Source organism: Sphingopyxis sp. Geo48, assembly GCF_949769155.1.
GTDB lineage: Bacteria > Pseudomonadota > Alphaproteobacteria > Sphingomonadales > Sphingomonadaceae > Sphingopyxis.
Genome location: NZ_CATKPA010000002.1, coordinates 361,019 through 373,455, shown reverse-complemented (window position 1 = coordinate 373,455; position 12,437 = coordinate 361,019). Strand labels below are relative to the sequence as shown.

14 protein-coding genes and 1 tRNA gene are annotated in these 12,437 nt (G+C 65.1%); 8 read left to right on the top strand and 7 right to left on the bottom strand.

Annotated features, from left to right (window positions below):
• The first annotated feature begins 4 nt into the window (after window positions 1-4).
• Entirely contained in the window at window positions 5-406 is a 402-nt protein-coding gene (locus QOL79_RS08585; RefSeq protein ID WP_283419326.1) for a hypothetical protein, read from the top strand.
• On the opposite strand, the gene QOL79_RS08580 is transcribed toward QOL79_RS08585, so the two are convergent.
• From QOL79_RS08580 to tkt, 5 genes are all read right to left on the bottom strand, one after another.
• Window positions 403-1,062: an O-methyltransferase gene (locus QOL79_RS08580; RefSeq protein WP_283419325.1), complete on the bottom strand. Its 660-nt coding sequence runs from the start codon at window positions 1,060-1,062 to the stop codon at window positions 403-405. The two genes, QOL79_RS08585 and QOL79_RS08580, sit on opposite strands and share 4 nt — an antisense overlap.
• Window position 1,063: 1 nt before the next feature.
• The gene (locus tag QOL79_RS08575; RefSeq protein WP_502957479.1) at window positions 1,064-1,954 is read right to left on the bottom strand and encodes a fructose bisphosphate aldolase; all 891 of its coding nucleotides are present in this window, start codon (window positions 1,952-1,954) and stop codon (window positions 1,064-1,066) included.
• 79 nt (window positions 1,955-2,033) lie between these two features.
• Window positions 2,034-3,227, bottom strand: coding sequence for a phosphoglycerate kinase (locus tag QOL79_RS08570; RefSeq protein ID WP_282949658.1), 1,194 nt, complete (start codon window positions 3,225-3,227; stop codon window positions 2,034-2,036).
• Window positions 3,228-3,373: 146 nt separating this feature from the next.
• Window positions 3,374-4,381, bottom strand: coding sequence for a type I glyceraldehyde-3-phosphate dehydrogenase (gap, locus tag QOL79_RS08565; RefSeq protein WP_282949657.1), 1,008 nt, complete (start codon window positions 4,379-4,381; stop codon window positions 3,374-3,376).
• 36 nt (window positions 4,382-4,417) lie between these two features.
• On the bottom strand, window positions 4,418-6,385 hold the full coding sequence (gene tkt, locus QOL79_RS08560) for a transketolase (protein WP_283419324.1): 1,968 nt from the start codon (window positions 6,383-6,385) through the stop codon (window positions 4,418-4,420).
• A gap of 157 nt (window positions 6,386-6,542) precedes the next feature.
• On the opposite strand from tkt, the gene QOL79_RS08555 reads away from it, so the two are divergent.
• The 4 genes from QOL79_RS08555 (at window position 6,543) to QOL79_RS08540 (ending at window position 8,201) form a co-directional block, all read left to right on the top strand.
• A complete protein-coding gene (locus tag QOL79_RS08555; RefSeq protein WP_058456705.1) occupies window positions 6,543-6,743 on the top strand; it encodes a hypothetical protein in 201 nt (66 codons plus the stop codon).
• On the top strand, window positions 6,736-7,158 hold the full coding sequence (locus QOL79_RS08550) for a cell division protein ZapA (RefSeq protein ID WP_282949655.1): 423 nt from the start codon (window positions 6,736-6,738) through the stop codon (window positions 7,156-7,158). Before QOL79_RS08555 ends, QOL79_RS08550 begins: the two co-directional genes overlap by 8 nt.
• 177 nt (window positions 7,159-7,335) lie before the next feature.
• On the top strand, window positions 7,336-7,974 hold the full coding sequence (locus tag QOL79_RS08545) for a 5-formyltetrahydrofolate cyclo-ligase (RefSeq protein WP_349306415.1): 639 nt from the start codon (window positions 7,336-7,338) through the stop codon (window positions 7,972-7,974).
• The gene (locus tag QOL79_RS08540) at window positions 7,971-8,201 is read left to right on the top strand and encodes a DUF2842 domain-containing protein (RefSeq protein WP_269433235.1); all 231 of its coding nucleotides are present in this window, start codon (window positions 7,971-7,973) and stop codon (window positions 8,199-8,201) included. Before QOL79_RS08545 ends, QOL79_RS08540 begins: the two co-directional genes overlap by 4 nt.
• Window positions 8,202-8,279: 78 nt before the next feature.
• Here the strand turns inward: QOL79_RS08540 and QOL79_RS08535 are convergent.
• Window positions 8,280-8,356 (bottom strand) — tRNA-Asp (locus QOL79_RS08535).
• Between the two features lie 43 nt (window positions 8,357-8,399).
• Window positions 8,400-9,599, bottom strand: coding sequence for an AI-2E family transporter (locus QOL79_RS08530; protein ID WP_058456702.1), 1,200 nt, complete (start codon window positions 9,597-9,599; stop codon window positions 8,400-8,402).
• 278 nt (window positions 9,600-9,877) lie between these two features.
• On the opposite strand from QOL79_RS08530, the gene QOL79_RS08525 reads away from it, so the two are divergent.
• From QOL79_RS08525 to QOL79_RS08515, 3 genes are all read left to right on the top strand, one after another.
• On the top strand, window positions 9,878-10,798 hold the full coding sequence (locus QOL79_RS08525; RefSeq protein WP_283419671.1) for a hypothetical protein: 921 nt from the start codon (window positions 9,878-9,880) through the stop codon (window positions 10,796-10,798).
• Window positions 10,798-11,262, top strand: a complete 465-nt coding sequence (locus QOL79_RS08520; RefSeq protein ID WP_283419322.1) for a hypothetical protein — start codon at window positions 10,798-10,800, stop codon at window positions 11,260-11,262. The genes QOL79_RS08525 and QOL79_RS08520 overlap by 1 nt, the downstream gene beginning before the upstream one ends.
• A gap of 74 nt (window positions 11,263-11,336) precedes the next feature.
• Window positions 11,337-12,395, top strand: coding sequence for a hypothetical protein (locus QOL79_RS08515; RefSeq protein ID WP_283419321.1), 1,059 nt, complete (start codon window positions 11,337-11,339; stop codon window positions 12,393-12,395).
• Window positions 12,396-12,437 lie beyond the last annotated feature (42 nt).

Here is a 12,437-nt window from a genome sequence, read left to right as displayed (position 1 = left end):
GCAAATGCAGAACTTGACCCGCATTGCCGCCCCGGCCCTCGCCGCCCTTCTCACGCTTTCGGCCTGCGCCACGGCGGGCCGCGATGCGCCGCTTGCCGACGGCAGCGACGTCGCGCTCGGCCAGCGCGCCTATGTCGATGGCCCGCTGGTTCAGCCGGTCGCGGTGCTGGAGGACAGCCGCTGCCCGATGAACGCGCGCTGCATCTGGGCGGGCCGCGTGAAGGTGCAGATGGTGTGGATTCGCGGCAATGGCGACAAGCAGCCATTCGAGGCGACGCTGGGCGAACCTGTCCAGCTTGCCGATGGCCAATTCACTCTCGAATCGGTCCGGCCCGAAAAGCGCACCGACGCAACGATCAAACCCGGCGACTATCGGTTCAGCTTCCGCTTCGCCGGCGGCCTTTAGAGCACCCGCGCCAGCACGAAACCGTCCCACCCCTTCGATCCGACCGTCTGCACGGCGGTCGCGTCGAGGCGCGAATCGCCGTGCAGCATCTCGAACAAGGCGCGCGTGCCGTCGATCCGCGGATCGCCGCTGTTCGCGTCGAGTACCCCGCCCTCGCGCACGACATTGTCGACGACGATCGTCGTGCCGCTGCGGCCGAGCCGGATCGCCTCGGCCACATAATGGGCGTTGCCCTGCTTGTCGGCGTCGATGAATATGAAATCGAACGGCTCGCCCGGCACCATCGCGGCCAGACTATCCTTCGCCGGACCGACGCGGATATCGACCCGGTCGGCCAGCCCGGCGCGCTCGACATTTTCGGCGGCGACGCGCGCGTGCGTGTGGTCTATCTCCAGCGTCACCAGCAGGCCGCCCGCGGGCAGCGCCCGCGCCAGCCAGATCGTCGAATAGCCGCCCAGCGTTCCGACTTCGAGAATGCGGCTTGCGCCCGCCATCTGCGCGAGCAGGAACAGCATCTTTCCCTGCGGCGCCGACACGTCGATCGGCGGCAGGCCCTGCTTCTCATTGTTGGCGAGGGTGGTGGCAAGCGCATCGTCGGCGCCCAGCAGTTTGCCGACGATATACTCGTCGACGGCTTGCCATCCCTCTCCCTTCACATTAGGCCACCGAGGCCGCGTGAATTTCGTCGATCGCGCCGCCCAGCGACGCATTGAATTCCTCATCGCTCATCTGGTGGCGCAGGTCCTCCAACAGCGCGCGGCTGAAGCTCGCGATGATGCCGGGGTTCTTGGCCAATTCGACGCAGGCCTCGGGCCGCGCAAATCCGCCCGACAGCGCGACGACGCGCAGCACCTTCGGATGATCGACCAGCGGCTGGAACAGTCCCGCCTCGGTCGGCAGCGACAGCTTCAGCATGACCGGCGCGCCGGTCCAGGCGTCGAGCGCGGCCAGCGTTTCCTCGAGCAACAGGCGATCGGCGGCGCCGCGCTCGGCGCTCTTGATGTTCACCTCGGGCTCGATGATCGGAACCAGCCCATGCGCCGCGATTCGCGCCGCCTCGGCGAACTGCTGCGCGACGATCGCCTTGATCCCGGCGGGGTTGGCAAGATTGACGACGCTGCGCATCTTGGTGCCGAAAACGCCCTTGGCAACCGCACGTTCGCACAGCGCATCGAGCCCCGGATTGGGCTTCATCAGCTGGACGCCGTCGACTTCATCCTCAAGACCCTTGTCGACCTTCAGGAACGGCACCACGCCGCGTTCCCACAACAGCGCCGGGACCGGCTTGCCGCCCGCTTCGCCGTCCATCGTGCGCTCGAACAGGATCGCACCGATCACCTTCTTGCCGTTGAAGCAGGGCGCGGTCACGATGCGGCTGCGCATGTCGTGGATCAGGCCGAACATCTCCTCGTCGTTCGAATAGGCATCTTCCTCTATGCCATAGCCCTTGAGCGCCTTCGGGGTCGAACCGCCGCTCTGGTCGAGCGCGGCGATAAATCCCTGCCCCGACTTGATCTGTTCCAGCATCTCGGCATTGGCGGTCGTCATAAACTCTCCGTGATTTTGCATAGGTATGCGGTGGCGCGCATAGCTTCCCCGCTCCGGGGATGCAAATGCGAGAAAACAACTAGATTTTGAGCGCGTTGACGCCCGGCAGCGGTTTGCCTTCCATCCACTCGAGGAAAGCACCACCCGCGGTCGAGACGAAAGAGAAATCATCAGCGACGCCGGCATGGTTCAGCGCCGCAACGGTATCGCCGCCGCCCGCGACCGAAATCAGCGAGCCTTCGCGGGTCAGCGCGGCTGCCGTCTTGGCGAGCGCGACGGTCGCGGTGTCGAAAGGCGGCGTCTCGAACGCGCCGAGCGGGCCGTTCCAGACGAGCGTGCGGCAGTTCTTGAGCACGTCCGCCAGCGCTTCGACCGCGGCGGGGCCGACGTCGAGGATCATCTCGTCGGCCGCGACTTCATGGACGTTGACGGTACGCGTCGGCGGATTGGGCGCGAATTCCTTCGACACCACGACATCATACGGAAGATGGATCGTGCAACCCGCGGCATCGGCGCTGTCGAAGATCGCGTTGGCGGTATCGACAAGGTCATGCTCGCACAGCGACTTGCCCACATCGACCCCGCGCGCGGCCAGGAAGGTGTTCGCCATCCCGCCGCCGATGATCAGATGGTCGACCTTGCCGACAAGGTTGCGCAGCACATCGATCTTGCTCGACACTTTCGCGCCGCCGACGACCGCCGCCACCGGATGCGCCGGATTGCCGAGCGCGGCGTCGAGCGCCTTCAATTCGGCCTCCATCGCGCGGCCGGCATAGGCGGGCAGGCGGTGCGCGACGCCCTCGGTCGAGCCATGCGCGCGGTGCGCCGCCGAAAAAGCGTCGTTGACATAAAGATCGCCGACCTCGGCCAACGCGTCGGCGAAAGCCGGATCATTCGTCTCTTCGCCGGGATAGAAGCGGGTATTTTCGAGCACCGCGACGTCGCCCGGCGCGAGGACGGCAACGCCCGCCTTCGCGCCCTCGCCGACTGCTTCGGGGATGAACATCACCGAATGGCCGAGCACATCCTCGACCCCGCCCATGACGAGGCTCAAGGATTGCGTCGGGTTCTTCGCGCCCTTGGGTCGCCCGAAATGGGCGAGGAGCAGGACGATTGCGCCCTTGTCCGAAAGCTCGCGGATCGTGGGCATCGCCGCCTGAATCCGCGTCGCGTCGCTGACCGCGCCATCGATCATCGGGACATTGAGGTCGACGCGCACGAGCACGCGCTTGCCGGTGACGTCGCCGATATCGTCGAGGGTCTTGAAGTTCACCACTTTTCCTCGCTCCAATCCTGAAATGCTCCCCCGCGAAAGCGGGGGTCCATCACCTGCGCTCTCGTTGCCCACTGCGGTTCGCGCGATTTCGATATGGTCGGAGATGGGCCCCCGCTTTCGCGGGGAAACATCAAAATATCGACTTACAGAAACTTGGCGATCACGCCCGCGGTATCGACCATGCGGTTCGAGAAGCCCCATTCATTGTCGTACCAGCTCAGCACGCGCACCAGCTTGCCGTCGATGACCGCGGTTTCGAGGCTGTCGATGGTCGAGCTCGCGGCATTATGGTTGAAGTCGATCGAAACCAGCGGCTCGTCGGTATAGCCGAGCACGCCCTTCAGCGGGCCTTCGGCCGCCGCCTTCAGCACCGCGTTTACCTCTTCCTTCGTCGTGTCGCGCGACGGCGTGAAGGTCAGGTCGACGACCGAAACATTCGGGGTCGGCACGCGGATCGACGAACCGTCGAGCTTGCCCTTGAGTTCGGGCAGCACCAGGCCGACGGCCACGGCCGCACCGGTCGAGGTCGGGATCATCGACATCGCGGCGGCGCGGGCGCGGCGCGGGTCGCTGTGGATCTGGTCGAGGATCTTCTGGTCGTTGGTATAGGCGTGGATCGTCGTCATCAGGCCGCGCTCGATCCCGATTGCCTCGTGCAGAACCTTGGCGAAGGGCGCGAGGCAATTGGTGGTGCAGGAGGCGTTCGAGATGATCCGGTGATCGGCGGTGATCTTGTCGTCGTTGACGCCATAGACGACGGTCAGGTCGACTTCCTTGGCGGGGGCCGAGATCAGCACGCGCTTCGCACCAGCGTCGAGATGCTTTTGTCCGCCGGCCTTGTCGGTGAAGAAGCCGGTGCATTCCATCACGATGTCGATGCCGTTCGCGGCGTGCGGCAGCGCGGCGGGATCGCGCTCGGCGGTCACCTGGATACGCTTGCCGTTGATGATCAGGTCGTTGCCGTCGACTTCGACGCTGCCGTTGAACGGACCATGCACCGAGTCATGGCGAAGCAGGCGGGCATTCGCCTTGGCATCGCCCAGGTCGTTGATCGACACAAGTTCGAGGTCGTGGTCGGTCCGCTCCAGAATGGCGCGCGCCACATTGCGGCCGATGCGTCCGAAACCGTTGATTGCGACTTTCACTGCCATGTCGAGGAGTCCTTTCTGCGTGTGGAGGCTTGGGTCTTACGCGCCGAGCCGTGCCAGGATCTGGGGTGTGATAGCATCGGCGGTAAGGCCGAAATGCTTGAATAGGTCTTCGATCGGCGCCGAGGCGCCGAAGCTGTCGATGCCGAAGCGGAGGCCGTGACGGCCGGTGTAGCGCTCCCAGCCGAAGGTCGTGCCCGCCTCGATCGAGACGATCAGCGTATCGTCGGGCAGGATATCGGCCTGAAAGGCGGCGGCCTGTTCGTCGAACAGCTCGGTCGAGACCATCGACACGACGTCGGCACCATGGCCGGCGGCTTCGAGCTTGTCGGCGACTTCGAGCGCGAGCGACACTTCGGACCCGGTTGCGACCAGCACCACCTTGCGCGCCGCCGAAGCGCCGCGCAGGCGGTAACCGCCTTTCGCGCTAAGATTTTTCGTGACGTCATGACGCAGCGGCGGGAGGTTCTGCCGGGTCAGCGCGAGCAGCGTCGGACGGCTTTGTTGCGCCAGCGCGATTGCCCAGCATTCGGCGGTCTCGACTGCATCCGCGGGGCGCATCACGAGCAGGTTGGGCATCGCGCGTAGCGACTGGAGATGTTCGATCGGCTGGTGCGTCGGCCCGTCCTCGCCGAGGCCGATGCTGTCGTGCGTCATCACATAGACGACACGCTGTTTCTGGAGCGCCGACAGGCGGATCGCCGCGCGGCAGTAGTCGGCGAAGACCAGAAAGGTGCCGCCATAGGGCACGACGCCGCCGTGCAGCGCCATGCCGTTCATCGCCGCGGCCATGCCGAACTCGCGAATACCGTAATAGATATAGCGGCCCGCATAATCATTCCTGGTCAGCGGCTTGGTCGACGCGGTCTTGGTGTTGTTCGAGCCGGTCAGGTCGGCGCTGCCGCCGACCAGCGACGCGATATCGGCCGTCAGCGCGGTCAGCGTGTTCTCCGACGCCTTGCGGGTCGCGACCTTCGGCGGCTCGGCGACCAGCCCGTCGAGATAGGCTTTGAACGCATCGCCCGGCGCTATCTTGCCGCTCAGGCGATCCTCGAATTCCATTTTCTTTTCGTTGCTTGCGAGGCGATCATTCCATTCGGCGTGAAGTTTCTTGCCCTTCTCGCCAAAGCCCGCCCACGTCGCCGCGACATCGGCCGGAATGACGAACGGCTCGGCCGTCCAGCCCAGCGTCGCGCGAGCAGCGGCAACCTCATCGGCGCCCAGCGGCGAACCGTGCGTCGCCGAGGTGCCCTGCTTGTTCGGAGCCCCGAAGCCGATCAGCGTCTTGCACGCGATCAGCGACGGGCGGTTGTCAGCCAGCGCACCGTCGATCGCGCGGCGGATATCGGCCGGATCATGCCCGTCGCAGCTCTCGACATGCCAGCCGGTGGCGGCATAGCGCGCCTTCACATCCTCGCTCGTCGACAGGTCGGTCGCGCCATCGATCGTGATCTTGTTGTCATCCCACAGCACGATCAGCCGTCCGAGCTGCAAATGCCCAGCTAAACCAATGGCTTCGTGGTTGATGCCTTCCATCAGGCAGCCGTCGCCCGCGATCACCCATGTGCGATGATCGACAAGATCGTCGCCATAGATCGCGTTCAAATGCCGCTCGGCGATCGCCATGCCCACCGCGGTCGCCAGCCCCTGGCCCAGCGGCCCCGTCGTCGTCTCGACGCCCGCGAGCTCGAAATTCTCGGGGTGCCCCGCACACGGGCTGCTCAGCTGGCGGAAATTGCGGATCTCATCGATCGTCGGGTGCGCATAGCCCGCGAGATGAAGCGTCGCGTAAGCGAGCATCGAACCATGGCCCGCCGAGAGGACGAATCGATCGCGGTCGGCCCATTTCGGATCGGTCGGGTCGAACTTCAGATAGTCCGAATAGAGGACCGTCGCGACATCGGCCATGCCCATCGGCATCCCCGGATGACCGCTGTTCGCGGCCTGTACGGCATCCATCGCAAGCGCCCGGATGGCGTTGGCGAGCTGGCGTTCGGGCAGTGTCATGGGTCCCCCGGGACAGGAAGTGAAGATGACGGGATTCGGTGGGGACAGCCCTTTGCGGCGGGAGGGGCAGGAGTCAACCGCCCGCGGCATAAAATAGCGCGCATTTCGGTACGGAGAGGCGATTGCACCCCTCCGCCGGCGCTGCTAACCCTTGGACATGGAACTCGATCTCGACGAATCCAGCCTCGCCATTGGCCGCATCGAACGGGCGCTCAGCCGGATCGAAAAGGCGCTGACCGAACGCGCGAACCGTCCCGCCCCCGAACCCGCAGCGAATGACCAATCGGCGCTGAAGGCCGAGGTCGTTGCCGTGATCGGCGAACTCGACCGGCTGATATCGGAGGCGAAGCATGGGTGACGTAAAGCTCAACATCGCCGGGCGCATCTATGACGTTCACTGTGAGGACGGCCAGGAGCAGCAGCTTATAGGGCTTGCCGCCATCGTCGACGAAAAGGTGCGCGCCATGCCCGGCGGCACCGAAACGCGCCAATTGCTCTTCGCGTCGCTGATGCTGGCCGACGAGGCGATCGAGGCGAAGGGCAAGGCCGACAAGGCCGAACCTCAATCCGACTCGCTCCGCGCCGCCGTGGCGCTCGCCGAAAGCCGCGAAGCGCAAGCGCGCGACGAACTCAAATCGGCCCTCAGCGAGCTCAACGCACTCAAAAAAGCCAATGCTGACGCCGTCAACACCCCGACGCGCAACGACCGCGCGCTGCTGCAGATCGCCGATCGTATCGAGGCGCTGGCCGAAAAGGTCGAGCAAATCCCTTGAGCCGAGGGCCCGCGCACCCTACATAGGAGGCGGCGGGAACTGCCCGGCACGAGCCGTTGCGAAAATCCCTGAGGCGATACATCATCCAAGGGAGCTGTCCCTGCCCGGACCCTGGTCCGACGTACATGGCCCCCACCTGACGTTACTGGCGTCAGAGGATCTTCCGGCAACCGACCCATGGTGGTCCCGCCACCCACCCGCCAAGCGCGGCAGAAAGACCGGATCAGGGCGATGACAGACCGATCCGATAGTCTTTCAAATAAAAAGAACGCATTACGGGAAAAACTTCGATTTCGTTGTAAACATTTCGCGGCGAATCTCGACCCTATAGCGCGGTTTGCGGCGTTCAGGAGCTTGCCGGCCCCACTCGCGGATTTGACCGCAGCCGCCCGGTGCATCGCCGCCTATATCGCGTGGCGCGACGAGCCGGACATTCTCCCGATGTTAACAGGCGTCCAGATGCTCGCCTTGCCCCATCACGCAGGGCGCGTCGCCACGATGAGCTTTCGCCACTGGCGGCCGGGCGACGCGCTGGAGCGCGGGCCGTGGGGCACCGAACAACCCGCGGAAACCGGCGAATCCGTCGTCCCTGACCTCATCTTCTGCCCCCTTCTCGGTTTCGATCGCGCCGGAGGGCGGCTCGGGCAGGGGGGCGGACACTATGATCGCTATTTCGCCGCCCACCCCGGCATCCCGCGCATCGGAATCGCATGGTCGGTGCAGGAAGTTGACACCGTTCCGACCGAGCCGACCGACGCGCGGCTCGACGCCATATTGACCGAACAGGAATTCATCGTGACCGGAGACCGCCTGTGACCCCGCCCCTTCCCGACCCGCAGCCAAGCTGGCGCAAGCCCGCGGGCATGTTCCTGATCCTGCTGCTGATCGCGATCTGGGCGACGGGTGTCGTCGCGCTGTCGCCCTGGGTCGGCGAATGGCCGATGCTCGTCCAGGCGGTCTTTTATCTTGTCGCAGGCATCATCTGGGTGCTGCCCTTGAAGCCGCTGCTGCGCTGGATGGAGCTCGGACGGTGGCGCGGCTGAGAAGCCGCGCCAGTCCATAAATTCCGATCGGGGAATGTCCCAAGCTGCGGTGGCCATTTCGCCCCGAAGGGCAGGAAATGGCGCGAGTGACGGGGCTCGAACCCGCGACCTCCGGCGTGACAGGCCGGCACTCTAACCAACTGAGCTACACCCGCGTGTGCTTGGGAGAGGCGCCAATATGCGCCGCGCTCCGGCCTGTCAACCGTCGCCATCCTCCTTTTTTCGATTTAGCCGATCGCGTACCTCTTCGGCGGTAGTCAGCGTGCCATGTTCGAACAGGAAACCCGCCAGATCGGGCGTTCCTGTCGATGCGAGGATGGTCTGCAGAATCAGCAGAAGCGGCACCGCGAGCAGCGCCCCCGGTGTTCCCCACACCCATCCCCAGAAGCTCAAGGACACGAGAATCAGCAGCGGATTGATCGTCAGCCGCTTGCCGAGCACCAGCGGCGTGACGAGATTCGCCTCGACCAGATGGACGCCGATGAAGAGCAAGGCCGGCAACAGCGCGAATCCGACGGCATCGAAGGTCATCAGACCGCCGAGCCCGAGCAACGCGGCCGCAACGATCGGTCCCAGATAGGGCACGAAATTGCAGATGCTGACGATCCCGCCCCACATGAAGGGCGACGGCATGCCGAGAGCCCAGAGCAGCAGCGAGACGACAAGCCCCAGGATCGCGTTGATCATCGTGATCGTCGCCAGATAGTCCGCGGTCGCATCGACGACATTCTGGATCACGCGCGCGGTCTGCATCGCGCCGTCGAAACTGCCGCGGCGGCGGATCGTCGCGCGCCGTAATCGCGTCCACCCGGACAGAAAGAAAAAGATCACGAGCACAGCGAAGAAGAGCTGGATCGCCGCCGACGGCGCCGCGGAGATGAAATAATCGACGACCGACGACGGCGCGGTCGCCGCTACCGCCTGCGCGGTCGCCTCGGTCCCCGTCGCGACCGAGGTCAGCGTCCGGTCGACGAACTTCTGCAGGCTCGAATAGAAATCGATGAGCGGCGCCAGATTGCTCTGGATGCGCGGGATCGATTCGGGAATGCGGGCGAACCAGCCGGTCGCAGGCAGGACGATGATCGCCAGCGCCGCATTCACCAGCGCCACGAATCCCGCGAGCGCCAGAAATGCAGCGAGCGCCGACGGCAACCCCCGCCGCTCGAGCCACTCGAGCAGCGGAACGAGCGCAATCGAGACCACGATGGCGGCGGTGAGCGGCAGGAAGAATTCGGCTCCAGCCTTCAGCGCAAAGGGAAAACCCAGGCAGAAGCTGGCACCAAGGATCAGCGCAAGCGCGGCGAGCAGCCGGTCGCGCCGGAAATCGTCGACCTCGATCTGGCGCAGGGTACTTGCGCGCGCAGCATCCGCCTTCGTCCTCCCCCTGTCTTCAGCCACGCCTCGAGCCTCCCGGTTAACCGCTTCTCCTTACGCGAGCTTCGGCCGCCGCGCCACCCGGCCGTATTTGCCGCGAAATGCGCATGCCGTCTGTCCCCATTTGAAGCAGATTGCTGATTTCTACCGGAATTTTAACCAGAAATTACCCTTTTTCGCCGATGCCAAACACCAAGGACCAGCATTTGGAGTCAAAGATCATGGTGAAAGCGCCTGTGGGGGGCGCGAGGCATCATACGCTTCTACTTCCCTCTTCAACCCTTGCGCTCGCCGTGGCGCTGATGACGCCCGTGTCGGCGGAAGCAGCCGGCACGCTCGCGGGCACGACCATCAGCAACACCGCAAGCGCCAGCTTCGACAATGGCTCGGGGAACCAGACGATCAATTCGAACACCGTCGACATGCGCGTCGACGAGGTGCTCGACGTCGTGGTCGCCGACCAGGCAACCGACGTCCCGACGACCCCCGGCGCGACGAACCAGGTTCTGACCTACCGCGTCACGAACACCGGTAACGGCCCCGAAGCCTTTGCGCTCGGCACGATCGCGAATGTCGGCGGCGACGACTACGATCCGGTTGTCACCCAGATCTACATCGATGCCAACAACAACGGCACCTATGACGCCGGGACCGACACCCTCTATGTCGCGGGATCGGAAAGCGCGCTGCAGCCCGACGCGACGATGACCGTCTTTGTCCTCGCGACGACCCCGGGCAGCGTCACTGACGGAAATCGCGGCATCGTTACGCTCGTCGCGGCCGCGAAGACAGGAACCGGCGCCCCCGGGACACCCTTTGCCGGTCAGGGCGAAGGCGGCGGCGATGCGATTGTCGGCTCTACCGGCGCAGACGGTCAGGACAATGGCAATTTCCTCGTTTCCGCGGCGACCGTCTCGCTCGTCAAATCGGCGACGATCGTCGATCCCTTCGGCGGCAGCGAACCGGTTCCCGGTGCGATCATCACCTACACGATCACCACTACCATCGCCGGGTCGGGGTCGGTGAGCGGGCTGGCGATCAACGATAATATTCCCCCCGACACTGCCTATGTCGCCGGATCGATCACGCTCGGCGGCAGTCCGCTGACCGACGCCGCAGACGCCGACGCGGGCGACTATAACGGCACCCGCATTCACGTCGGCCTTGGCTCCGTCGCCGGCGGCCAGACCCGTACCGTCACCTTCCGCACGAGGATCAACTGATGCGAAAGCTCCTTATCCTGTTGCTCGCGACACTTGCGCCGGCACCGGCATTCGCCGCCAACCAGGTCGCGCTCGACAACAATGTGTTCGTCGAACGCGTCTCGACCGACGCCAGCGGCAAGCAGCGCGTATTGCTCGAAGAACCGAAGGTCGTCGTTCCCGGCGACCGGCTGGTGTTCGTGCTCAACTATCGCAACGCGGGTGGCGAGCCTGCCGACAAGTTCGTCATCACCAATCCGATGCCGTCGGCGGTACGCTTCGCGGGCGCGGCCGACGCCAGCCCGATCGTCTCGGTCGACGGCGGCAAGGCATGGGGACCGCTCGATACGCTCTCGGTCATCCAGCCCGACGGCACCCGCCGTCCGGCGCAGCCCGCCGATGTCACGCACATCCGCTGGGCGTTCCAGAAACCCATTCCGGCGGGGGGCACCGGAAAGCTCATGTTTCGGGGGGTCGTCAAATAATCTTTTGAAGTAAGCCGCTTAACGGTTGCCGGCGGTGGGGAATTTGGCGACCAGCAAAGCCTGGGGATTCAGCTATGACCAGCAAGCTGACTTACTGGGGTTCCATCGGTCTGGCAGTGGCGTTCGGCGCTGCTGCCAGCCCGGCCTATGCGGCCGGGACCACCGCGGGAACCTCGATCACGAATACAGCAACCGTCAACTATCAGGTGGGCGGCGTCGCTCAAGGCGCGCAGACCGCTTCGGATACGTTCACGGTCGACCGCAAGATCAACCTGACCGTCGCCGAGGTGGGGACCGTCACGACCAATGTCGTACCGGGACAGACCAACGCGGTCACAACCTTCCAGCTCACCAACAATTCGAACGAGGTGCTCGACTTCGCGCTCGTCGCGTCGCAGATCACCGGCGGCACCGCCTCGCACGGCGGCACCGACACGTTCGACGCCACGAACGTCCGCATCTATCGCGACAGCACCAGCGGCACCGTCGGCAGCTGGGACGCGGCCGACACGCTCGTCACCTATGTCGACGAACTCGCCGCCGATGCGTCGGCGACCTTGTTCGTCGTCGCCGACATTCCGACGGGCCTCGCCAACAATGCTGTCGCCGGGGTCACGCTCCGCGCGACAGCGCGCGAGGGCGGCACCGCGAGCACGCAGGGCGCTGCGATCACCGAGACGGCGGGTGCGAATACATCGGGCAAGGACACGGTGTTCGCCGACACCGCCGGTGTCACCGGCGACGCCGCGCGCGACGGGTCGCACAGCGATAACGACGACTATACGGTGCAGACGGCGACACTGGCGGTGACCAAGACCAGCCGCGTCATTTCGGATCCGTTCAACACTACGACGAATCCGAAGCTGATCCCAGGCGCCGTCGTCGAATATTGCATCGCGGTCGCGAACAGCGGCAGCGCGGCGGCGACTTCGGTCGCGATCACCGACCCGGTCCCGGGCCAGCTGACGTTCAACGCAGGCACCATCCTGCTGAACGGCACGGTCACGGGCGGCACCTGCAACGCCGACGGCACTGCCGGCGGCAGCTACGCGGCGCCGAACGTGTCGGGCACCATCGCAACGATCGCGGCGGGCGCCACGCGCACGCTCGTCTTCCGCGCGACGGTCAACTGATCGGGCGGGGCAGCGGAAGGCGTCCGACGTGCTTCCGCTGCC

What these genes read in the sequence shown, in the direction of transcription:
- QOL79_RS08520 (WP_283419322.1), top strand. Translation starts at nt 10,798, where the DNA reads ATGCGAAAGCTCCTTATCCTGTTGCTCGCGACACTTGCGCCGGCACCG.
- QOL79_RS08585 (WP_283419326.1), top strand. Translation starts at nt 5, where the DNA reads ATGCAGAACTTGACCCGCATTGCCGCCCCGGCCCTCGCCGCCCTTCTC.
- QOL79_RS08575 (WP_502957479.1), bottom strand. Translation starts at nt 1,954, where the DNA reads ATGACGACCGCCAATGCCGAGATGCTGGAACAGATCAAGTCGGGGCAG.
- QOL79_RS08550 (WP_282949655.1), top strand. Translation starts at nt 6,736, where the DNA reads ATGGGTGACGTAAAGCTCAACATCGCCGGGCGCATCTATGACGTTCAC.
- tkt (WP_283419324.1), bottom strand. Translation starts at nt 6,385, where the DNA reads ATGACACTGCCCGAACGCCAGCTCGCCAACGCCATCCGGGCGCTTGCG.
- gap (WP_282949657.1), bottom strand. Translation starts at nt 4,381, where the DNA reads ATGGCAGTGAAAGTCGCAATCAACGGTTTCGGACGCATCGGCCGCAAT.
- QOL79_RS08545 (WP_349306415.1), top strand. Translation starts at nt 7,336, where the DNA reads ATGGTGGTCCCGCCACCCACCCGCCAAGCGCGGCAGAAAGACCGGATC.
- QOL79_RS08525 (WP_283419671.1), top strand. Translation starts at nt 9,878, where the DNA reads ATGACGCCCGTGTCGGCGGAAGCAGCCGGCACGCTCGCGGGCACGACC.
- QOL79_RS08515 (WP_283419321.1), top strand. Translation starts at nt 11,337, where the DNA reads ATGACCAGCAAGCTGACTTACTGGGGTTCCATCGGTCTGGCAGTGGCG.
- QOL79_RS08555 (WP_058456705.1), top strand. Translation starts at nt 6,543, where the DNA reads ATGGAACTCGATCTCGACGAATCCAGCCTCGCCATTGGCCGCATCGAA.